At 65.0% G+C, this 20,467-nt stretch carries 23 protein-coding genes; 13 read left to right on the top strand and 10 right to left on the bottom strand.

Annotation, left to right across the window (positions count from 1 at the left end):
• Positions 1-55: 55 nt before the first annotated feature.
• From AUL31_RS08960 to AUL31_RS08930, 7 genes are all read left to right on the top strand, one after another.
• Complete coding sequence (locus tag AUL31_RS08960) at positions 56-907, top strand: sulfite exporter TauE/SafE family protein (RefSeq protein WP_060604638.1); 852 nt, start codon at positions 56-58, stop codon at positions 905-907.
• Between the two features lie 11 nt (positions 908-918).
• Positions 919-2,223 (top strand): nicotinate phosphoribosyltransferase, encoded by a 1,305-nt coding sequence (gene pncB / locus AUL31_RS08955; RefSeq protein ID WP_060605347.1) that lies wholly within the window; start codon positions 919-921, stop codon positions 2,221-2,223.
• 90 nt (positions 2,224-2,313) lie between these two features.
• The gene (locus tag AUL31_RS08950; RefSeq protein WP_039188413.1) at positions 2,314-3,135 is read left to right on the top strand and encodes a ferredoxin--NADP reductase; all 822 of its coding nucleotides are present in this window, start codon (positions 2,314-2,316) and stop codon (positions 3,133-3,135) included.
• Between the two features lie 63 nt (positions 3,136-3,198).
• Positions 3,199-3,441: an Lrp/AsnC ligand binding domain-containing protein gene (locus AUL31_RS08945; RefSeq protein ID WP_060604634.1), complete on the top strand. Its 243-nt coding sequence runs from the start codon at positions 3,199-3,201 to the stop codon at positions 3,439-3,441.
• A gap of 124 nt (positions 3,442-3,565) precedes the next feature.
• The gene (locus AUL31_RS08940) at positions 3,566-4,102 is read left to right on the top strand and encodes an SRPBCC family protein (protein WP_073469150.1); all 537 of its coding nucleotides are present in this window, start codon (positions 3,566-3,568) and stop codon (positions 4,100-4,102) included.
• Positions 4,103-4,106: 4 nt separating this feature from the next.
• Complete coding sequence (locus AUL31_RS08935; protein ID WP_060604628.1) at positions 4,107-5,078, top strand: YVTN family beta-propeller repeat protein; 972 nt, start codon at positions 4,107-4,109, stop codon at positions 5,076-5,078.
• Entirely contained in the window at positions 5,075-5,422 is a 348-nt protein-coding gene (locus tag AUL31_RS08930; RefSeq protein ID WP_060604625.1) for a hypothetical protein, read from the top strand. The genes AUL31_RS08935 and AUL31_RS08930 overlap by 4 nt, the downstream gene beginning before the upstream one ends.
• 7 nt (positions 5,423-5,429) lie before the next feature.
• Here the strand turns inward: AUL31_RS08930 and AUL31_RS08925 are convergent, their stop codons facing one another.
• Complete coding sequence (locus AUL31_RS08925) at positions 5,430-6,230, bottom strand: quinoprotein dehydrogenase-associated SoxYZ-like carrier (protein ID WP_244489356.1); 801 nt, start codon at positions 6,228-6,230, stop codon at positions 5,430-5,432.
• 65 nt (positions 6,231-6,295) lie between these two features.
• Positions 6,296-7,255 carry a quinoprotein relay system zinc metallohydrolase 2 gene (locus tag AUL31_RS08920; protein WP_060604622.1) on the bottom strand — a complete coding sequence of 320 codons (960 nt, stop codon included), beginning with the start codon at positions 7,253-7,255 and terminating at the stop codon, positions 6,296-6,298.
• Positions 7,256-7,822: 567 nt separating this feature from the next.
• Between AUL31_RS08920 and AUL31_RS08915 the strand changes: the two genes are divergently transcribed.
• From AUL31_RS08915 to AUL31_RS08890, 6 genes are all read left to right on the top strand, one after another.
• Entirely contained in the window at positions 7,823-9,640 is a 1,818-nt protein-coding gene (locus AUL31_RS08915; RefSeq protein WP_060605341.1) for a methanol/ethanol family PQQ-dependent dehydrogenase, read from the top strand.
• Between the two features lie 19 nt (positions 9,641-9,659).
• Positions 9,660-10,208: a c-type cytochrome, methanol metabolism-related gene (locus AUL31_RS08910; RefSeq protein ID WP_073469152.1), complete on the top strand. Its 549-nt coding sequence runs from the start codon at positions 9,660-9,662 to the stop codon at positions 10,206-10,208.
• Positions 10,193-11,053, top strand: a complete 861-nt coding sequence (locus AUL31_RS08905) for a substrate-binding domain-containing protein (RefSeq protein ID WP_060604618.1) — start codon at positions 10,193-10,195, stop codon at positions 11,051-11,053. The genes AUL31_RS08910 and AUL31_RS08905 overlap by 16 nt, the downstream gene beginning before the upstream one ends.
• A gap of 4 nt (positions 11,054-11,057) precedes the next feature.
• A complete protein-coding gene (locus AUL31_RS08900; RefSeq protein WP_060604615.1) occupies positions 11,058-11,597 on the top strand; it encodes a PQQ-dependent catabolism-associated CXXCW motif protein in 540 nt (179 codons plus the stop codon).
• Positions 11,598-11,754: 157 nt separating this feature from the next.
• Positions 11,755-12,741: a DUF808 domain-containing protein gene (locus tag AUL31_RS08895; RefSeq protein WP_060605335.1), complete on the top strand. Its 987-nt coding sequence runs from the start codon at positions 11,755-11,757 to the stop codon at positions 12,739-12,741.
• 42 nt (positions 12,742-12,783) lie between these two features.
• Complete coding sequence (locus tag AUL31_RS08890; protein ID WP_060604611.1) at positions 12,784-13,080, top strand: DUF6522 family protein; 297 nt, start codon at positions 12,784-12,786, stop codon at positions 13,078-13,080.
• Here AUL31_RS08890 and AUL31_RS08885 read toward each other — a convergent pair.
• From AUL31_RS08885 to AUL31_RS08850, 8 genes are all read right to left on the bottom strand, one after another.
• A complete protein-coding gene (locus AUL31_RS08885; RefSeq protein WP_060604607.1) occupies positions 13,052-13,762 on the bottom strand; it encodes a hypothetical protein in 711 nt (236 codons plus the stop codon). The two genes, AUL31_RS08890 and AUL31_RS08885, sit on opposite strands and share 29 nt — an antisense overlap.
• Before the next feature lie 14 nt (positions 13,763-13,776).
• Complete coding sequence (locus AUL31_RS08880) at positions 13,777-14,586, bottom strand: ABC transporter permease (protein ID WP_060604604.1); 810 nt, start codon at positions 14,584-14,586, stop codon at positions 13,777-13,779.
• Positions 14,583-15,359 carry an ABC transporter ATP-binding protein gene (locus AUL31_RS08875; RefSeq protein ID WP_060604601.1) on the bottom strand — a complete coding sequence of 259 codons (777 nt, stop codon included), beginning with the start codon at positions 15,357-15,359 and terminating at the stop codon, positions 14,583-14,585. The genes AUL31_RS08880 and AUL31_RS08875 overlap by 4 nt, the downstream gene beginning before the upstream one ends.
• Positions 15,360-15,366: 7 nt before the next feature.
• Positions 15,367-15,966, bottom strand: a complete 600-nt coding sequence (locus tag AUL31_RS08870; RefSeq protein WP_143190181.1) for a cupredoxin domain-containing protein — start codon at positions 15,964-15,966, stop codon at positions 15,367-15,369.
• A 38-nt stretch (positions 15,967-16,004) separates the two neighbouring features.
• Complete coding sequence (locus tag AUL31_RS08865; RefSeq protein WP_060604598.1) at positions 16,005-16,979, bottom strand: PQQ-dependent catabolism-associated beta-propeller protein; 975 nt, start codon at positions 16,977-16,979, stop codon at positions 16,005-16,007.
• Positions 16,980-17,089: 110 nt separating this feature from the next.
• Entirely contained in the window at positions 17,090-17,719 is a 630-nt protein-coding gene (locus AUL31_RS08860; protein ID WP_060604595.1) for a response regulator transcription factor, read from the bottom strand.
• The gene (locus tag AUL31_RS08855) at positions 17,716-19,059 is read right to left on the bottom strand and encodes a HAMP domain-containing sensor histidine kinase (protein WP_060604592.1); all 1,344 of its coding nucleotides are present in this window, start codon (positions 19,057-19,059) and stop codon (positions 17,716-17,718) included. The genes AUL31_RS08860 and AUL31_RS08855 overlap by 4 nt, the downstream gene beginning before the upstream one ends.
• Before the next feature lie 65 nt (positions 19,060-19,124).
• A complete protein-coding gene (locus AUL31_RS08850; RefSeq protein ID WP_060604590.1) occupies positions 19,125-20,330 on the bottom strand; it encodes an ABC transporter substrate-binding protein in 1,206 nt (401 codons plus the stop codon).
• Between the last annotated feature and the right edge of the window lie 137 nt (positions 20,331-20,467).

Genomic DNA, 20,467 nt, shown 5'->3' with positions numbered 1-20,467 from the left:
CCTTGTGCCACCGTGTTCCCCGCACCTATGAGTGGGGGGCACGAGGGGAGACGACATGATCGATATCGCAATGGGGGAGGCGATCTGGCTCGCCTTGGCGCTTCTGGCCGGCGGGGCGGTTACCGGCCTTCTGGCCGGGGTATTCGGCGTCGGGGGCGGGGCCGTGGCGGTGCCGATCCTGTACGAGCTCTTCCGCATCCTGGGCGTTCCGGAAGATGTGCGCATGCCGCTGTGCATCGGCACCTCGCTCGCCATCATCATCCCGACCTCGATCCGCTCTTTCAGCGCGCACCGGCGGCGCGGCGCGGTGGACATGTCGATCCTGAAAGTGTGGGCGATACCGGTGGTGCTGGGCGTCGCGGCCGGAAGCTTCATCGCCCGCTATGCCCCGGCCGACCTGTTCAAGATCGTCTTCATCGTCGTGGCGGGCATTTCGGCCGTCAAACTTCTGTTCGGCCGGGAAAGCTGGCGTCTTGGCCTGGATATGCCCGGCCGGGTCGTGATGGTGATCTACGGCTGGGTCATCGGCATTCTCTCGGCCCTGATGGGCATCGGCGGCGGGCAGCTTTCGTCGCTCTTCATGACCTTCTACAGCCGCCCCATCCACCAGGCCGTGGCGACATCGTCGGGGCTGGGCGTCATCATCTCCATTCCGGGAACGATCGGCTACATCTATGCCGGCTGGCCCGCTGCGGCGCAGTACCCCGGCATCGCGGCATTGCAACCGCCGCTCGCTTTCGGCTACGTCTCGGTGATCGGCTTCGCGCTGTTTTCCATCACCAGCGTCATCACCGCGCCGATGGGCGCCGCGCTTGCGCACAGGTTGAACAAGAAGCGGCTGGAGATGGCCTTCGGCATCTTCCTGCTGCTGATCTGTGCGCGCTTCGTCTATTCGCTTATCGCCTGAGGTCAATGTCGATGGTCGCGATCGATATCGCAACGCGCGTCTGGAACCACACGTTCAAGCTGGATCCGATCATCCGGAGCCTTCTCGATACCGATTTCTACAAGCTCCTGATGCTGCAGCTCATCTGGGGCCGCTACCGCGATACGCAGGTGACATTCGAGCTGATCAACCGCACGGCCTCGGTGCGCATCGCCGACGAGATCGACGAAGCGGAGCTGCGTGCCCAACTGGATCATGCGCGCACCATCCGCTTTTCCAAACGCGAGATGATCTGGCTGGCCGGCAACAGCTTCTACGGCAAGTCGCAGATCTTCCGCCCCGATTTCCTGGACTGGCTGAGCGGCTTCGAGCTGCCGCCCTATGAGCTCAGCCGGCGCGACGGCCAGTACGAGCTGCAGTTCCACGGCCCGTGGACGCATACGATGATGTGGGAGATACCCGCCCTCGCCATCATCAACGAGTTGCGCTCGCGCGCGGCCATGCGTGGCTTCAAGCGCTTCGAGCTGGATGTGCTTTATGCGCGCGCCAAGACGAAGATGTGGGAGAAGGTCGAGCGGCTGGCCGAGCTTCCCGATATCCGCATCTCGGATTTCGGCACGCGCCGGCGCCATTCCTTCCTGTGGCAGCGCTGGTGCGTGGAAGCCTTGAAAGAAAAGCTCGGAAGCCGTTTTTCCGGATCGAGCAACGTGCTGCTGGCCATGGAAACGGATCTGGAGGCCATCGGCACCAACGCGCACGAACTGCCGATGGTGGCCGCCGCGCTTTCGGTGGACGACGCCACCCTGCGCGATGCGCCCTACCGCATGATGCGCGAGTGGCAGGACTGGTACGATGGCAACCTGCTGGTCGTGCTGCCCGACACGTTCGGAACGCGGTCCTTCCTGGACAATGCGCCGGACTGGGTTGCCGACTGGACAGGCTTCCGGCCCGATTCCGCGCCGCCCATCGATGGCGGCGAGACGATCATGGATTGGTGGCGGCAGCGCGGGGTGGACCCACGGGAGCGGCTTCTGGTCTTTTCCGACGGGCTCGATATCGAAACCATCGAGGAAACCTACCGGCATTTCCATGGCCGCGTCCGCATGAGCTTCGGTTGGGGCACCAACCTGACCAACGATTTCAGGGGCGTCGCGCCCGAGCCGACGAATGGGCTGAAGCCGATTTCCCTCGTCTGCAAGGTCAAGGATGCGGCCGGCCGGCCGGCGGTGAAACTATCGGACAACCCGGCCAAGGCGACAGGGCTGCCGTCCGAAATCGAGCGGTATCGCCGCGTCTTCGGAACCGAAGGGGCCATTCCACGCAAGGTCGAAGTTTAAGAAAATTCTTTCTCGCAATAGGATGTGTTCTGCGGCATGAACCCGCTGTACGCCGCCAGAACGTCCAGATAACGCCAAAGGCCGATCGACATGAACGCTATCGTCAAGCCGCAGGATGAGGCGCAGCCGGTATTTCCTGTCCCCGCGAACGTCTTTGCCGAGACGGTGACCGAAGTCCACCACTATACGGACAGCCTGTTCCGCTTCCGCATGACGCGGCCCGCCAGCTTCCGCTTCCGGACCGGCGAGTTTGCCATGATCGGCCTGCCCAATGCAGAAAAGCCGGTGTTCCGGGCCTATTCGATCGCCAGCCCGTCCTGGGACGAGGAACTTGAGTTCTTCTCGATCAAGGTGCCGGGTGGCCCGCTGACCGAGCATCTGCAGAAGATCAAGCCGGGCGATACGGTGCTGATGCGCAAGAAGCCGACGGGTACGCTGGTGCTCGACGCGCTCATTCCGGGCCGGCGTCTGTACCTGTTCTCGACCGGCACGGGCATTGCGCCGTTTGCCGGCGTCATCCGCGATCCCGAGACCTACGAGAAGTTCGAGAAGGTCATCCTGACGCACACCACCCGCGAGACCGCCGAACTGCAGTACGGCAAGGATCTCGTGGATTCCATCGCCCAGGACGAGATCCTGTCCGAGATCGTCGGCGACAAGCTTCTCTATCATGGGTCGGCCACCCGCGAGGGCGAGCCGCGCGGCGAGCGCATCACCACCATGATCGAGAATGGATCGCTGTTCTCCAGCCTCGGCCTGCCGCCGCTGGACCCGGCCATCGACCGCGCGATGATCTGCGGCTCCATGGCGATGCTGAAGGATACGGCGGCGCTCCTGGAAAAGGCCGGTCTCGAGGAAGGGGCCAACAACAAGCCCGCCACCTATGTGGTTGAACGCGCCTTCGTCGATTGATAGCAAGGGGCAGGGTGCCGCCGCGCGGCGCCCTGTCCGCAACGCTTTTCACGGGGGCACGCCGTGCGCGCCATCTTCGTTCAGTTCAAGTGCCGGCCGGGCCGGGCCTATGCGGTGGCCGAAGCCCTCGTCGAGACGGTGGAGGAACTGTCCGAGGTCTATTCCACGTCCGGCCAGTTCGACCTGATCGCAAAGTTCTACCTCGATCCCGAAAGCGATACGGGGCATTTCGTAACAGAACGGCTGCAGACCGTCGACGGCGTATCCGACACGTTCACGACCGTCACCTTCAAGGCGTTCCGGTAGTTCTTCCCAGGGCTGCCGGGAAATCTTCCCGATATCGTTTCCGAAAATTCCTTCGGCCTTCCCATGATGGAGCGGACGTCATAGCGTTTCGCCTGGGCACCGTTGCGTCTTGAGGGAGGATAGCGTGACACGTAGCTTGGTCGCGTTGACACTGGCCCTGACGGTCCTGCCGGGCATAGCCCTTGCGCACGGCCCGTCGCGGCAGAAGCATGCCACGTCCATCGAAGTCGACATGGCGCCGGTCGCCGTCTGGCAGAAGATCGGCAATTTCGACGATCTGTCGTGGAATCCGCTGGTTGCCTCGGTCAAGGCCGAACCGGGCAACGCGGTGAACAGCGTGCGCGAGGTGACGCTGAAGGATGGTGGGGTCCTGCGACAGGAGCTCTACAAATACGATGCCGCGCGCATGAGCTACCAGATCCAGATGCCCGAGGTGGGTACCGCGGTTTTGCCCGTGACCAATTACAGCGAGTTCCTGACGGTGAAGCCCGCAGCCGGGGGCGACAAATCCGAGATCGAGATTCGCAGCGCCTACTACCGGGGCTATCCGAACAACGAGCCGCCGGAAAACCTCAACGACAAGGCCGCCAACGATGCCGTGGCCGCCATGCAGGAAAAGGTCGTGGAGGGGTTGAAGGCCAGTCTGGAAAACGGGTCCTGATTCCATGCCGGCATCGGTCTTTCGGTGCGCGGTACTGGCGGCCGCCCTTCTGACGGCAACGGGCGCCGGGGCGGACACGGCCTATGTCACCAACCAGTCGAGCGACGATCTGTCGGTCGTGGACCTGACGTCCATGCGCGTCGTGGCAACCATCCCCATCGGCGGTAAGCCCGCCGGTGTCGCCGTGCCGCCGGATGGACGCCATGCCTATGTGACCAGCCCGGAATCCGGCACGCTCACCGTGATCGATACCAAGGCGGCAAGGGTGGCGCGCCGCATCGAGGTGAAGGGCGGGCCGCTGGGCGTCGCGGTGCATCCATCGGGCGCGCCGGTCTATGTGGCGGACTGGTATGCCCATCGACTGTCGGTCGTGGACCCCGAAGATGGCCGCATAATCGCCGAGGTGGCGACCGGCCTTTCTCCGTCGGGCGTCGCGGTATCTCCGGATGGCAGGCTGGTTGTGACGGCCGACCGGGATTCCAACCGCATCTCCGTCTTCGAGACCGGCAAGATGGCGCTTGTCGGAACCGTGCCGGTGGGCGAGCGCCCTTTCGGCGTCGAGTTTTCGCCCGATGGCAGCCGGCTGCATGTCGCCAACGTCGTGTCCAACGATGTCAGCATCGTCGATGTGGCTTCGCTGGCGACAGTGGCCAGCGTGCCTGTCGGTGACCGGCCCTATGCGACGGCCACCGCCTCCGGCCGGGTCTTCGCCACCGACCAGCACGGTGCGACGGTCAGCGTATTCGACGCCGAAACATTTGCGCCTGTCGGGACGGTCGATGTCGGGGAATATCCGGAAGGGATCGCGGCGGCCGGGGATGGACGCGCGCTCTACGTGGTCAACTGGTTCGATAATACGCTGATGAAGATCGATGCTGCGACATTGCAGCGTGTGGGCGAGGTGGCGGTGGGCGACGGCCCGCGCGCCTTCGGCAAATTCGTCGCCTATGACGGCGGCCAAGGGAGGTCCGAATGAAGAAGCGATCCATCGGCCTCATGGCCATTTTGGCATGCGGGCTTTTTGTGGCGCCCTCCGGCGCCGTCACGAACGACTATCCGACGGACGCCGTCGCCGACTACGTCTTTGCCTGCATGCAAACCAACGGACAGACGCAGCAGGCGCTGCGCCAATGCTCCTGCTCGTTCGACGTGGTGGCCTCCATCGTTCCCTATGCGCGCTATGTCGAAGCCAGCACATACCTGTCGATGGGGCAGGTGACCGGCGAGAAGGGCGTCGTCTTCCGCACGTCCGCCCCGGCGAAAGCCGCCATCGGCGATCTGCGCCGCGCGCAGGCCGAAGCAGAGGTACGCTGTTTCTGAGCGGCTTTCAGCCCTCTCCGGGGCTGAAGACCTTGGCGAAGGTCTGCCCTTCCGTGTCCGATGCGATCACCCGGAACACGCCCTCCGGCCCATCGTAGCGGAAGCGGAAATTCGGGTCCTCGGAAATGCTGATCCCGCCGCTCATGGACAGAAAGGGCTTGTCGTCCAACCGCACTTCCAGGTCGGAGACGAAATGCGCCGGAATGTAGAGATGCGTCACCTGATCGCGCTGCAGCCCGGAATTATTGGGGTGGCGGATCATCAACTGCGCTTCCTGGGTCTGGCCGTTGGCCGCCTCCACCAGGCGCCGCAGCCGCATTTCGCCCAGGGTGGACGCAGCCTCGGCGGGGTTGCGGGCGGCAGGCGCGGCGCAGCCTCCGGACGCCTTCACATAGACGACGGACTCATGCAGTGCCCCATCGGCCGTCTCGGCGACGGCGCGCACATTGCTGTAGGCGTTGACGCGCAAGCGCGTCTCGATGGAGCGGATGCCCGTATCCGGCCCGAGGGTGAAGGTGGCGGCGACGGGTGCCGGGTTTTCATCGACGATCAAAGTCACCTGCTTGATCGCCGCATCTTCGGCAAGCCGGATGACGACGGGCACGACGGCCGGGTCGGTGGCTCTGGATGGCGCTTCCAACTCCACCACGCGATCATCCGCGATGGCTCGGTCTCCGAAGATGGCGCCCTTCAATTCGCTCCAACTGTCGGACGCCCGGCTTGGCCCGGCCCCGGCCGTAACGGACAAGCCAAGAACGAGCGCGACGAGAGCTGCGCTTGAAAAGCGGTTGATAGGCATGGCGGCCATGTCCGATCCTCCCAGATCGACGATGCCCGTGGTGAATGTGGCGCGCCGCGATCCGGAAGGGAAGCCTATTCCCATTCGAGCTCGGTGAAGGCGGCAGACACGTTTTGCCCGTTATACGCATCGAAGAGCGCCCATTTCCCGCGTTCGGACGCCGCAGCGCCGGTCTGGGCCGCGCCGATCGAGCCGCCGGACGCGATCTGCGCCCTGATGTCGCGGGCAAGCACGTCAAGGTAGCGGGCCTCATTGCGCAGTGCCTCCGGCCAGGGCTGCGGCGCCGGGCCATGGCCCGGCACGACCTGCCGGGCGGGGATGGCCGCCAGTTGCGGCAAGGCTGCGATCCAGCCTTTCAGGCTGCCATCGAGCGTCGGCACGTGGTCGACAAAGACGAGGTCGCCGGCGATCAACGTCCCGGACGTTTCGTCCAGCACGGTCAGGTCGGTTGCCGTGTGGGCAACCGGCCAGGATGTCAGCCGGAGCCGGCGGTTGCCGAGATCGATGATGCGATCGCCCTCCACCACCTCGTCGGGCGCGGAAAAGAAGAACGCCTCCGGATCACCGTCCTGCCGCCGAACTTCGAGATCGCGGTAGAAGTCGCGGCGCGGCGCGATGGACGCCTCGTATCCGGAATGCGCGATCACGGTTGCGCCGGCCTCCACCAGCGGAGCGGATCCGGCGACATGGTCCGGGTGCATGTGTGTCAGGATAAGCCAGCCGACCGGCTTGTCCGTCACGCCCCGGATCGCGTCCAGCGTGGCTTGCCCAATGGCTCGGCTGCCGCCGGCGTCCACCACAACCACCATGTCGTTGCCGACGACGAAGGCGATATTGGACGTATCACCCTGATTCGCGCTGTCCGGCACTGCCACCTGGCCGACATGAATGTACAGTCCGGGCTCCATTTCCTTGAAGTCGATGGGTTCGGCAGCTTCCGAAAAGCCCATGCCCCATATGACCGCGACGGCCGCAAAGCCCTGTGCTGCTTGAAGTCGGGAAAAAGTCCATGTCGGATTCAGGATACGGATCACAATAGAACCTTTCCATTAGTCGGAAGCAAAGGGGACCGAACAACAATTTCAGGTTGAGCTCCCATATCCCGATCGTCGAGTTGCAGTTCATGCCACCCCTGGAAGGCAGTTTAGACCTGCGTCGAACCGGTTGATCGAAAGCCGATCTTCGTCATGGGGCCTCGTGTCGCCGTGATATCATCTTATGTAACGCCGTTACGCGAGCCATATTTACTTACAATATTGTCCTTGCTGCGGTGCAATGATATATGTGTTTGCGTTGCAGCAACAAATTCTTTCAATTGATACTTGCACAAACGGGAAACTCGGCCTAGCTTCATCCTTGGTTTCCGGCTTCAAGGCTGTCGGTGTTGGGAGCGTCGACAGATCTCGAAGGCCTCGGTAGGGCGAACTTTAACGGTGCCCACCAGGACCCCTATTGGCGGTCGTGACACGCTGCCGGAAACCGTCCCCAATTAACATTGCGATGTTGCTCGTGCGGTTCCGCGACCGCGCATGGCTTGCTGACGCTTGCTTTGGGAGGAATCCGTGCTGAAATCCATAACGAAGGCGGCCGCCGCCTCGACGATGCTGCTTGCCCTGAGTTCCGGTGCGGGGGCCAACGAGTCTCTCGCTGAGCTCGGCAAGGATCCGACCAACTGGGTCATGCAGTCGGGCGACTACGCTAATACCCGTTACTCGCCGCTCAAGAACATCGACAAGGCCAATGTGGGCGATCTTCAGGTCGCCTGGTCCTTCTCGACCGGCGTCTTGCGTGGTCATGAAGGCGGCCCCCTCGTGATCGGCGACACGATGTTCGTGCATACGCCGTTCCCCAACATCGTCTACGCGCTCGATCTTTCCGAAGACGGCGCGATCAAGTGGAAATACGAGCCGCGTCAGGATGCCAACGTCATCCCGGTGATGTGCTGCGACACCGTGAACCGCGGCGTCGCCTATGTGCCGCCCGAGGGCGATCAGCCGGCCAAGATCATCCTGCATCAGGCCGACACCTCGGTCGTCGCGCTCAATGCCGACACGGGCGAGCAGCTCTGGTCGGTCAAGAATGGCGATGCGTCCAAGGGCGAAACCGGCACGGCCGCGCCGCTGGTGGTGAAGGACAAGGTCTATATCGGCATTTCCGGCGGCGAGTTCGGCGTGCGCGGCTCGCTGACCGCCTATAATCTGAAGGACGGTTCCGTCGCCTGGCGCGCCTATTCGACCGGGCCGGACGAGGAGATGCTCTTCGATCCGGAAAAGACGACCGAACTCGGCAAGCCGGTGGGCAAGGATTCGTCCCTCAAGACCTGGGAAGGCGATCAGTGGAAGATCGGCGGCGGCACGACCTGGGGTTGGTTCTCCTACGATCCGGAGACGAACCTCGTCTATTACGGCTCGGGCAACCCATCGACCTGGAACCCCTCGCAGCGCCCTGGCGACAATAAATGGTCGATGACCATCTTCGCCCGCGATGCCGATACCGGCATGGCGAAATGGGTCTACCAGATGACCCCGCACGACGAATGGGATTTCGACGGCGTCAACGAGATGATCCTGGCCGATATTCCGGTGGATGGACAGGACCGCAAGGCGCTCGTGCATTTCGACCGGAACGGCTTTGCCTACACGCTCGACCGGGTATCGGGCGAGTTGCTGGTAGCCAAGAAATACGACCCGGTCGTCAACTGGGCGACCGAAGTGGTGATGGACAAGAACTCCGATCAGTACGGCCGGCCGCAGGTGGTGGACCAGTATTCGACGGAATTCAACGGCGAAGACGTCAACACCACGGGCATCTGCCCGGCGGCCCTGGGCACCAAGGACCAGCAGCCGGCCGCGTTCTCTCCGGACACGGGCATGTTCTACGTGCCGACCAATCACGTCTGCATGGACTACGAGCCGTTCCGCGTCGCCTACACGGCCGGGCAACCCTATGTCGGCGCAACCCTGTCGATGTATCCGGCGCCGAACAGCCATGGCGGCATGGGCAACTTCATTGCCTGGGACGCCAGCTCGGGCGAGATCAAATGGTCGATCCCCGAGAAGTTCTCGGTGTGGTCGGGCGCGCTGGCCACCGGTGGCGGCGTCGTCTTCTACGGAACGCTGGAAGGCTACCTGAAGGCCGTCGACGCGGAAACGGGCAAGGAGCTCTACAGCTTCAAGACGCCGTCCGGCATCATCGGCAACGTCACGACCTATGAGCGCGACGGGCAGCAGTATGTGGCCGTATTGTCCGGCATCGGCGGCTGGGCCGGCATCGGCCTCGCGGCTGGCCTGACCGATGCCAATGACGGCCTCGGCGCGGTCGGCGGCTATGCCTCGCTGTCCCGATACACGGCACTGGGCGGGCAGCTGACCGTCTTCACCGTACCCGACCAGACAGCCTCCGCGACCGATGGCAATTAAGATCGGAGACGGTTTGTCGATGAACAGGGTAATCTTGGCGTTTGCCGGCGTCGTCTTCCTCGCAATGGGGACGGCGTCGGCGCAGCAGCAGCAGCCTTCTGCCCATCCATCGCTCGACACCGTCAACAACGGTGTCGAGGCGACGGAGGGGGAAAACGGCAAGTTCGTGGACTCCGCCGACGTGCCGACCTATTCGCTGCAGCAGGACGGGACCGCCGATTTCTATACGTGGCGCGGCTACAAGAAATACACGGCCAACTGCATGCAGTGCCATGGGCCGGACGGGCAGGGCTCGTCCTTCGCGCCCAACCTGACGGAATCCCTCAAGCAGATGGATTACTACGCCTTCACCGGCGTCGTCGTCGGCGGACAGCAGAACGTGTGGAACACCGGCGGCAATTCGGTGATGCCGGCCTGGGGCGAAGACAAGAACGTGATGTGCTATCTGGACGCCATCTACGTCTATCTCCGCGCCCGTACGGACGGCGTCGTCGGCAAGGGAGAGCCGAAGCGTCCGCCGATCAACGAACAGGCACGCGCGGCGGAAAACGAATGCCTCGGCTTCTGACGCTCATGATCGCGCTTATGGTGGCCGGCGCCCTTGCGCCGGCTTCCGCCCGTGCGCAGGACAGGGATTTCGGCGGAGCCATCGAGCTGGTCGATCCCGACGTACTGCGCGTCTGCGCCGATCCCAACTCCATGCCCTATTCCAACCAGAAGGGCGAAGGTTTCGAAAACGAACTCGCCACCTTCCTTGCGGGCAAGCTCGGCCGCAAGTCGGTCAGCTATACCTACTTTCCGCAGGCGACCGGTTTCGTGCGGATGACGCTGGGCCTGCATCGCTGCGATATCATCATGAGCTATCCGCAGGGCGACGAACTGGTCCAGAACACCAACGCCTACTACCGCACCGCCTATGCGATCGTCTATCGCAAGGGCAGCGGGCTCGACGGCGTCGAAACGCTGGAAGATGCGCGGCTGAAGGACAAGACGGTCGGCGTCGTCGCCGGTACGCCGCCGGCAACCTTCATCGCCAAGGCCGGGTTGATGGGCAAGGCCAAGGGCTACCAGCTCATGGTCGATACGAGGATCGACAATTCCGCAGCCGACATGATGGCGGATCTGGAAAACGGCGTCATCGATGCAGCCGTTCTCTGGGGCCCGCTGGCCGCGTACCAGGCCGGCAAGGCCGGCGCCGACTACGTTGTCGTACCCTTGCTGAAAGAGCCGCGCGGGCCGGCAATGGTGTTTCGCATCACCATGGGTGTACGGCCGAGCGACCAGGAGTGGAAGCGCACGTTGAACCGGGTGATCGCCGAAAACCAGGATGACATCAACGAAATCCTGTTGTCCTACGGCATCCCGCTGCTGGACGAGCAGAACCGCCCCATTGCTCCGGCGCAGGGCGGATAAGACCATGCGGCGCTCCGCCCCGGCCATGCTGGCGCTGCTGTCGCTGGTCTTCGGCGCACAGGCCGCCGCTGAGGTGAGCGAGCCCGGCGACTATCGACGCTCCGATTACCGTGCGCCGACACCGGCCACGCTGGCCGGGGCGCATGTATTGACCACCGACGAAGCGGTCGCCCTGTGGCGCGACGGCGAGGCGGTGTTCGTCGATGTGCTGCCGCGCGCGCCGAAGCCCGACAATCTCCCGGAAGGCACCATCTGGCATCCCGCACGTCGCGACGCCATCCCGGGGTCCGTCTGGCTGGCCGACACGGGTTATGGCGATCTCGCACCGCAGACGGAGCGTTACTTCACCGAGGGACTCGCAAAGGCCAGTGGCGGCGACCGTGCCCATCCGCTGGTGTTCTACTGCCAGCGAAATTGCTGGATGAGCTGGAATGCCGCCCGACGTGCCATCGCCATGGGTTATACCTCCGTCGCCTGGTATCCGGACGGCACCGACGGCTGGTCGCAGGCCGGACAGCCCTTGCAGCCGCACGAGCCGCAATAGGCCAGGCCGTCGCCTCCGCTGCGCCCGCCGTTAAACGGAATCGGGAAACTTTCGCGGATTGCCCGTTGTACCCAAGCCTCGCCTTGCCAAGCAGGGTCGCGAGGCAAAGATAGATGATCGTCGGGACGCGACGGGATTCGATTTCGAGGGACTGGGCATGAGTATCGGACTGATCGCGCTTCTGGACGACATCGTCGCCCTGACCAAGGTTGCGGCGGCATCGCTGGACGATGTCGCGGCGCAGGCCGCCAAGGCCGGCGCCAAGGCGGCCGGTGTGGTCATCGACGACGCGGCGGTGACGCCGCGCTATGTCGTCGGCTTTTCCGCCGACCGGGAGCTGCCCATCGTCTGGCGCATCGCGCGTGGTTCGCTGTTCAACAAGCTGGTCTTCCTGCTGCCCGGGGGGCTTCTGCTCAGCAGCTTCGCGCCCTGGGCGATCACCCCCATCCTGATGCTGGGCGGACTTTACCTCGCCTATGAGGGCGCGGAAAAGATCTTCGAGATGATCGCCCCGCACAAGGCGCACAAGCACGAGGCGAAGATCGGCACCGTCGCGCCCGATGCACGGACGCTGGAAGACGAGCGCGTCGCCAGTGCCATAAAGACGGACTTCATCCTTTCGGCCGAGATCATGGCGATCACGTTGGCGGGCCTTGGGCCGGACACGGTGTGGATGCGCGCGGCGGTGATGGCGGTGGTGGCCATCGGCATCACGGTCGCCGTCTATGGCGCCGTCGCGCTGATCGTGAAGGCCGACGATGTCGGGCTTGCCATGGCAAAGGGCAGCAACAGGGCGTTGGCCACGATCGGGCGTGGACTGGTGCGTGGCATGCCGGGCTTTCTCAAGGGGCTCGCCATTCTCGGTACGGCTGCGATGGTGTGGGTGGGCGGCGGCATCATCGTCCACAGCCTGGCCGGCTACGGGATCGCCGCGCCCGAACATTTCATCCACGATATCGCCGTCGCCGCGGGCGGTCTCGTGCCTGCGGCCTCCGGCGCGGTGACATGGGTGGTCACCGCCATCGGGTCGGGCATCGTCGGCCTTGCGGCGGGCTTTGTGTTGATCCCGATCGTCGAGAAGGTTCTCGGCCCCCTCTGGAAGGCTGTGACGGGCCTGCGCTCCATTCAGGAGGGGAAAGCCTAGCCAGGTCTGGTCCCCGGCCGGCGGGGCGTCCATAATAGCCATATGGATACGAAGCATCCGGGCGTTTCGGTAGAGAATGACGGCATCATGCTGGATGCCGATTTTCTGGCAGCGCGTTTTTCCCTGACCGAGACGCAGATGCGGGGCCTGATGGCCCGGCGTCTGGTGCAGAGCCGCGTGGAACGCGGGGAGGGCGAGGATCTGGGACGCTGGCGGCTGACCGTGCGGATCGGCAACCGCGTCTGGCGCGGCGTCGTGGCGGCGGATGGCGCCCTGCAGTCGGAATCGATGGGCCTGTCGCCCGCCAGGTCTAGCGATCGTTCTCCGCAAAATCCTTAAGAAGCCGGCCAAGGGCAAACATGCGCTGCTCGATCAGCACAGGCACCTCGCAGACATATGTCAGGGATTGGCGGCGCTCGTCGAAGACGCGCGTCTGCCAAAGCAGGGCCTCCTGTTCCCGGGCAACTTCGTTCTGGTCGGGCATAGGCTGGCTCATCAGCCTGTCGAACTTTGCCGTCTCGGCACGGATGCTTTCGGCTAGGGTCTTCTGCTTGCCGGCATAGCGGCCGATGCCGTTGATGACATCGGCCCGCTCGCGGTTCAGCTCATGCAACAGGTCGATGAAGACGGCTTCGGCAGCCGCCCTGCGCCGCTCCGGCGGCAACGCCGCCAGATGGTCGGTCAGGCGCTGGCGTGCATCTGGTATCGGCACGCGGCGCTGGGCGATCTCCCGCACAAGCTGGCGCTCGGCCGGCGTGCGTTCCGGCTGGGCAACGGTTTCAGGCGCGGCGGGCCAGATCTGCGCGGCATCCATCCGGGCAACCTTGCGCTGGATGCAGGGCCAGTCGGCGCTGCCATGATGCTCCGGCGCGGCCAGGACGGGGTTTGCGGCGGCGTTGCCCTTGGGTGCCGGGCCGGGCAGGACGAAGCCTTCGGGTATCTCGCGCGGGGCCGGCGCCTGGGCCGGCGCCACAGCGGGGAAAAGCCAGAGCCCGCAGGCGATGAGGGCGGTCAGGCGCATTGGGCATCTCCTGTTCAGCTTGCGGGACGCGCTTCGCCCTTGCGGGCGATCGTACCGCGCATGGGGTCGTAGGCGAGGATGGCGAGGCCGAGGAAGGCTGCCGTGCAGGCCGTCACGACCGCCAGGGCCGGCACATTGACCTGCCCGTATAGGGCGAAGCGGATCAGCTCGACCGCATGGGTGAAGGGGTTCAACTGGCATATGTGGTAAAGCAGCGGCGAGGACTCCCGCACCCGCCACAGGGGGTACAGCGCCGATGAGGCGAAATACATCGGGAAGATGACGAAGTTCATCACCCCGGCGAAATTTTCGAGCTGCCGCACCAGCGACGACAGCAGCATGCCGAGCGCCCCCAGCATCAGGCCCGACAGGATAATTGCGGGCAAGACGGTGATGTAGCCGAACTCGGGCGGCCGCACGCGCCAGAACCAGGCGATGGCCAGAAACACATAGGCCTGCAAAACCGCAACCATGACGCCCGCCGCAAGCTTGGACACCAGCAGGAACCAGCGGGGCAGCGGGCTGACGAGCAACGTCTTCATCGACCCGGATTCGCGGTCGTAGACCATCGACAAAGAGGATTGCATGCCGTTGAACAGAAGGATCATGCCGATCAGCCCCGGCGTGATGAAGACCTCGTAGAGAATGTAGGTGCGGTAGGGTGGGATGATCGACACGCCCAGCACCTGCCGGAAGCCGGCGGCGAAAATGAACAGCCACAGCAGCGGGCGCACGAGGGCGGAGACGAAACGCTCGCGCTGGTGCAGGAAGCGCAGCGCCTCGCGCACGACGATCCCGTAAAAGCAGCGCCAATAGACGATCATGGTGCCCCCGCCGCCTGTAGGGGCGCAAGCGCCGTCAGCCTTGCGAAGGCCTCGCCGATGGTTGCCGCGCCCTCCGCCTCCATCACGTCGCGGCAGCCGCCTTCGGCCAGGACATGGCCGCGATGCAGCACCACGACGCGGTCTTCATCCTCGATCTCGTCGATGAGATGCGTTGCCCACAGCACGCTGACGCCTTCCTCGCGCACCAGCCGGCGCACGGTGCGGATGATCTCGGCCCGCGAGGCGATGTCCAGCCCGACCGTCGGCTCATCCAGCAGGATCAGGCGCGGCCGATGCATGAAGGCCCGCACGATCTCGACCCGTCGAAGCTGTCCGCCGGACAAGGCGCGGCCTTTGTCGCCCAGGCGGTCCAGAAGCTCGGACCCTGCCAGGATCTCGCGCGCCCGTGCCCGTGCCTCGCGCCCGGACATGCCGTGCAGGGCGGCATGATAGGCAAGGTTCTGGCCGATCGACAGATCGAGATCCAGCGTCCTGCCCTGGAAGACCACGCCAAGATGCCGCAACGCATGCCCCGGATGCCGCGACAGATCGTGGCCGAGAATGCGGATCGTGCCTTCGCGCGCGTCGAACAGGCGGGTGACGAGCGAGAAGAGCGTGCTCTTGCCGGCTCCGTTGGGGCCGATCAGCGCCGTGAAGCTGCCCTGCGGCACCACGAAGGATACGTCGTCCAGCGCGCGCCGCCGGCCATAGGCATGGCCGACGCCGTCGAGTTCCAGCGCCTGCGGGCGCGTTGCGGTGGCGGAGGGCGGCACGACAGCCTCAGGGCACGACGGTGATGGTGCCCTTCATGGCCTGCGCCCCGTCGAGCCCGTCGATCCACCATTCGAAATTGCCGGGGCGGACGGTGTTGAACTGGATCTGGATGGTGCCCTTGGCATCGTATTCCAGCCATGCGGGCGGCCCGGCCATATGCAGCTCCAGATCGCTTATGACGATCTGGTTGAACCATACATTGCGGAAGAAGTCCGGGGCGCGGAACTTGTATTCCAGCGCTCCGTCCGAGCTTATGCGCCAGCGATAGGCCTGTCCGGCCCGCATGACGAAATCCTTCTTGTTCACCGCGAAATCGCTGTCGGCACTGCCGAGGACCAGCTCTTCCACATCCTGGCTCGACCGCGACAGCGCAGGCAGCCCCAGCGCATCGGCCGACATGGCGCTGGCGGGCATCTGGGCGTTGCCCGCGCCGGCCGGTGCGGCGGGTGCGGCCGCAGCCGGCGCCTCGTCCGCGTCATCATCGTCGTCGTCATCGTCGTCGGCCTGCACCTGCGCCGCGTTGCCGCCCTGCGCATGCGCCGCGACATGCGGCGCGAAGGCAAGGCAGGCGGCCATCAGCATCAGCCAGTGCGTCTTGATCGTCATTCCATTCCTCCCACTCGTATCCGGTCGTTTCTGACCTGTCATTGCGTGTCCGCCACGGCGACGCCCCAGGGCTGCTCGCCGACCTGCACAGACTGGATCACCTCGTCCTTCGCGGTATCGATGATCGAAATGTCGTTGGAGATGCCGTTGGTGGAAAACAGGTGGCTGCCATCGGGCGAAAAGGCCAGTTGCCACACCCGCTGGCCGACCAGCAGATAGTCTTTGACCTCGTAGGTGTTGGCATCCACCACGGCGACCCGGTTGGCGGGGCCGAGGGCCACATAGGCCTTGGACCCATCCTTGGTGATCCGCACACCCACGGGCTGGATCAGCTCGGCGCTGATGCCCGGTATCTCGAACGTCACCTTGTGCTTGATGTCGCGCGTCACGGCATCGATCACGCTGACGGTTCCGCCGATCTCCGCCGACACCCAGACCTCGGAATTGTCATTCTTGAACTCGGCGAAGCGCGGCCGGGAATCCACCAGCACATTGGCCACGATCTGCTGGGAATCGCGGTCGATGAAATGCGCCATGTTGGTGGTTTCGGACGTGTTGACGATGATCTTGCCGTCCGGGGAAACGCCCATGCCTTCCGGCTCGACACCCACGGGAATCTCCACCACCCGGCTACCGGTCTGCAGGTCGATGACGGTGACGAGGTTGTCGTCCTCGTTGGCGACGTACATGCGCGTTCCGTCCGGAGAGACGACCATCAGCTCCGGGTCCGGCCCCGAAGGGAGCGTGCCGGTGATCTGGTGCGTGGCCGTATCGATGACCTCGATCGTGTCGTCGTCGCTGGCGCAGACGTAAAGCTTCGTCCCGTCGGGGGAAACCACGATACCGCGCGGGCGCTGGCCCACCTTGATCGTGTCCACCACCTCGAATGTCGCGGAATCGAGCACGGTGACATCGTTGCCGCGCTCGTTGGATACGTAGATCTTGTAGGCGAATGCCGGGCTTGCCGACATGCAGAGCACGGCGGCCATCGCCGCCAGAACGGGCTTCGTCATCGATCCTCCCCACACGCTTCTTTTCTGCGACGCTAGGGAAAAATGTCACGGCGACCCATGGGAATAGTTCCCGTATTGGGCGGCGGCGCGCCGAATGCGGCCGGCGATGCCTAGATGCCGCCCACGAGCCGGCCGCCGCGTGTCTCGACGGCAAAGCGGATCAGGTCCGACGTGCGCTCCAGTCCGAGCTTTTCCTTGATGCGGGTCGAGCTGTTGGCGATCGTCTTGTAGGCGACGCCGAGGCCGGAGGCGATGTCGTTGAGGCTCTGGCCCTCGCCCAGCATATGCAGGATCTCCAGCTCGCGCGTGGACAGCCGGGCCGCCACGTTGATGGCCGCGTTCTCCTGGGTCGCGGCGGTGACGCAGTCCACATAGGTTTCGCCGCGCAGGGCGCGGCGGATGGCCGTCAGCAACTCGTCGGACGGCGCGCTCTTGGAGACATAGCCGAGCGCTCCCTCGCGCCGGGCCGATGTGGCGTAGACAAGGTCCGAATACATCGAAAACACCACGATGCGGGCCTTGGCGTCGTCCGCATGAAGGCGGCGCAGCACTTCCAGCCCGCTGCCGCCGCGCAGGTTGATATCGAGGATCACGATATCCGGCCGCATGCGCCGGAACGCATCCAGCGCGTCGCGCGGGGTTTCCGCCTCGGCGATGGCTTCGGGCTGAAGGGGGGCGATCAGCCGGCGCACGCCATCGCGGACCACCATGTGGTCGTCGACGATCAGAACCTTGGTCATGCCGCTGCCTCCAATCTGTCCCCGGGGCCGTCCAAGGGACTGTCCACGGCGATGGGCAGGCGGCCTTCGACGCGGAGCCCGGCAGGCGTGTCCACCGGCACGATGCGCAGCTTGCCGCCGGCGGCCTCGACCCGCTCGCGCATGCCGATGATGCCGAAGCCGTCTGCGCCCGCATGGCGGCCGCCGCCATCGTCGATGACGGAAAATTCGGCCCCACCGGCGATGGCGCGCACGCTGACGTCCAGACGGCTCGGCTCCCCGTGGCGAAGGGCGTTCAGCATCGCCTCGCGCAGCACCATCAGAAGCGTCGCATCCGTCTGGGCGTCGAAACCGGCCTCCGGTACGGCAATCTTGATGCGGATACCCGGACGGCGGCTTTCGAAGTCGTGGGCAAGATGCACGAGGGTTTCCCGCAGGCCGAGGCCCGGCAGGAGGCCGGGGCGAAGGTCGGCCAGGATGCGGCGTACGGCCTGCCGGGCCCGCGCCGTCGCCTGGCGGATCGCGCCGGCGCGTTCCTCGTTGACGGTGCCGGCCGGCTCCCGCTCGATGGCCGCGGCATCGACGTCGATGGCGAACAGGAATGGCCCGACCTCGTCATGCAGGTCGCGGGCAAGTTCGGCGCGCTCTTCCTCCTGCATCCGGTAGACGAGCTCGCTGAGGCGGCGATTGTCCGCCGACATCGCCGACAAGCGCGCCGCCATGTCGTTGCAGCTTTGTGCAAGCGCCCGGATTTCCGGGGGGCCGGCCAGGGCCGCCCGCTCGTCGGTGCGGCCCTCGCCGATGGCGCGGAGCGTGTGCCGCAGCCCGTCGAGCGGCTTCAGCGACGTGCGGGCGATCACCCACACCAGCGCCAGCGCGGTCACCACGAAGAGGCCGAGCAGGGTGAGGCCGAGCCCGAGATCGGTCCACACGTCGCGCGTGTGGCTGGCAGGGTCCACCGTCAGTTCCAGCGCGGCGACCGGCCCGGAAACAGGCAGCGGAATGACGCTCACCTCCGGCCCCGGCGCAAACAGCGCGGCAAACCATGCCGGCGCGGGGTGTCGCGGGCCGTCGAGATGCGAGCGCATGATCATCCGCCCGTCGCGGCCGATAAGCGACAGGCGGGCATGGCGGTCGCTGTCGAAGGTGCGGATGAGCGCCCTGAACTTGGCTTCATGGTCCATCGTCGCGGGCAGCTCGGCAATCTGCCGCGCAACGCGATGCTCGGCCACGATATGGGCGGAGCGCATCTCGGCCTCGATGCGCTCGCGCACGTGCAGGACGGTCGCCAGGCCGCCCAGCAGCAGCATGGCGCCGAGCGCACCCAGAATGGCAAGGATCAGCCTGGTCTGCAGGGACACCGTCGATCGAGCCTCCCATTGCGGATCGTGCGTCGATCACAGATTGCAGCTTTCGCGGTGCTTTGTCACTGCGCGAGATTGCAGGCGGTTTCGGGCCGGTCGACGCCCAATGTATCCAGCTCCGTCGTCTGGTGCAGGAAACCCTCCTGCGGGGAAGCGGAAACGACCGACCTGCCTTCGCCGAGCAGGATCGGCTGCCGCAACTGCCAGTTCCAATCGCGGAAGGTCAGCTTCTGGCCCTTGAAGGCGGCGATGGAGAAGTCCGGGCTCTTGATATAGTCCACGATCCTGTCCGGCTCCGCAGATTGGGTGCGGGTTGCGGCCTCTCCCACGATGCGGATCGCCGTCCAGACCTGCATGTCCTTCGCCAGCATGCGGCGGCCGGCCATCTTTTCGAAGCGGTTCTGGATCTGCGCGCCGCCCCACTGCTCGCTAGCCGGGTGCCAGGAGGCGGCGACAAGCCCCGCGGTGCCTGCAACCGGGCGGGGCAGCCATGTGCGCCAGGGTATGAAGCTGCCGAAGACCTCGCTCTCGTCGGCCACCAGCACCACGTCATGATCGGGCAGACCTTGCATGAAGACGGGGATCTGCCGTTGCACCTGTGCCTGTCCGGAATCCGTGGCGCGGGCCCCGCCCGCATCCTCGAAGGTGCGTTCCTCCAGGATATCGCCGCCGAACTTTTCCGCAGACGCCTTCATCGCGGCGGCAAAGAGCCGGTCGTTTTCGTGCTCACCCGCAATCAGCACCCAGTTGCGCCACTGTTTCCACATCAGATACTGCGCCAGCGCGTCGGTCAGCATCGAGCGGGTCGGCGCCGTGTGGAACATGTTGGGCCGGCAGTTTTCTTCGCGCAGGCTGTCGTCGGTGGCCCCGGCATTCAGGACGCTTGCCCCGGCCTTGCGGGCAAGGTCCGCCGCCTTCAGCGTGTCGGGGGCCGGCAGGTCGGTGACGATGAAGTTGACGCCGGCATCGGCAAAGGCCTGCATGGCAGGCCCGATATCCTCGCCCGGCTTGAGGGTCGTGACGGACAGCTCGAAATCCTGCCCCATGAACGCGCCGGTCGTGTCGTTGTCCGCAATGGCAAGTTCCGCCCCCGCGATGCCGATCGTCTCCGGCGGGATATCCAGCGCCGAAAGAGCCAGCACGGGCTCGTAGGCGCGCAGCAAGCCAATGCGGACGATGGCGGTTTCCGGCCCCGGCTGCTGGGCCTCCGCCACGCCTGCAATGCCAAGCGCCATCGCGGCGACCAGGGTGCCGATTTGTATATTCATGCTCGAGCCTCCCCCGAAGTTTTCCCCAAGGGGAGGCATAAAAATGCCCGGCCGCAAGGCGACTTTTTCCCGTTCGTCGCCCTGTGCCTGTTCAAGGGCGGGGGCTGCGGCCTATAGGGAGAGCTGCCCCGCAGCGA

The sequence above is a fragment of the Aureimonas altamirensis genome, assembly GCF_001463885.1.
GTDB lineage: Bacteria > Pseudomonadota > Alphaproteobacteria > Rhizobiales > Rhizobiaceae > Aureimonas > Aureimonas altamirensis.
This window is presented reverse-complemented; position numbering and strand designations above follow the sequence as displayed.

Excerpts from the sequence above, each read along its gene's own strand:
- AUL31_RS08960 (WP_060604638.1), top strand. The coding sequence starts at position 56 with ATGATCGATATCGCAATGGGGGAGGCGATCTGGCTCGCCTTGGCGCTT.
- pncB (WP_060605347.1), top strand. The coding sequence starts at position 919 with ATGGTCGCGATCGATATCGCAACGCGCGTCTGGAACCACACGTTCAAG.
- AUL31_RS08950 (WP_039188413.1), top strand. The coding sequence starts at position 2,314 with ATGAACGCTATCGTCAAGCCGCAGGATGAGGCGCAGCCGGTATTTCCT.
- AUL31_RS08935 (WP_060604628.1), top strand. The coding sequence starts at position 4,107 with ATGCCGGCATCGGTCTTTCGGTGCGCGGTACTGGCGGCCGCCCTTCTG.
- AUL31_RS08930 (WP_060604625.1), top strand. The coding sequence starts at position 5,075 with ATGAAGAAGCGATCCATCGGCCTCATGGCCATTTTGGCATGCGGGCTT.
- AUL31_RS08925 (WP_244489356.1), bottom strand. The coding sequence starts at position 6,230 with ATGGCCGCCATGCCTATCAACCGCTTTTCAAGCGCAGCTCTCGTCGCG.
- AUL31_RS08915 (WP_060605341.1), top strand. The coding sequence starts at position 7,823 with ATGCTGCTTGCCCTGAGTTCCGGTGCGGGGGCCAACGAGTCTCTCGCT.
- AUL31_RS08910 (WP_073469152.1), top strand. The coding sequence starts at position 9,660 with ATGAACAGGGTAATCTTGGCGTTTGCCGGCGTCGTCTTCCTCGCAATG.
- AUL31_RS08905 (WP_060604618.1), top strand. The coding sequence starts at position 10,193 with ATGCCTCGGCTTCTGACGCTCATGATCGCGCTTATGGTGGCCGGCGCC.
- AUL31_RS08900 (WP_060604615.1), top strand. The coding sequence starts at position 11,058 with ATGCGGCGCTCCGCCCCGGCCATGCTGGCGCTGCTGTCGCTGGTCTTC.
- AUL31_RS08895 (WP_060605335.1), top strand. The coding sequence starts at position 11,755 with ATGAGTATCGGACTGATCGCGCTTCTGGACGACATCGTCGCCCTGACC.
- AUL31_RS08890 (WP_060604611.1), top strand. The coding sequence starts at position 12,784 with ATGGATACGAAGCATCCGGGCGTTTCGGTAGAGAATGACGGCATCATG.
- AUL31_RS08885 (WP_060604607.1), bottom strand. The coding sequence starts at position 13,762 with ATGCGCCTGACCGCCCTCATCGCCTGCGGGCTCTGGCTTTTCCCCGCT.
- AUL31_RS08880 (WP_060604604.1), bottom strand. The coding sequence starts at position 14,586 with ATGATCGTCTATTGGCGCTGCTTTTACGGGATCGTCGTGCGCGAGGCG.
- AUL31_RS08870 (WP_143190181.1), bottom strand. The coding sequence starts at position 15,966 with ATGACGATCAAGACGCACTGGCTGATGCTGATGGCCGCCTGCCTTGCC.
- AUL31_RS08865 (WP_060604598.1), bottom strand. The coding sequence starts at position 16,979 with ATGACGAAGCCCGTTCTGGCGGCGATGGCCGCCGTGCTCTGCATGTCG.
- AUL31_RS08860 (WP_060604595.1), bottom strand. The coding sequence starts at position 17,719 with ATGACCAAGGTTCTGATCGTCGACGACCACATGGTGGTCCGCGATGGC.
- AUL31_RS08850 (WP_060604590.1), bottom strand. The coding sequence starts at position 20,330 with ATGAATATACAAATCGGCACCCTGGTCGCCGCGATGGCGCTTGGCATT.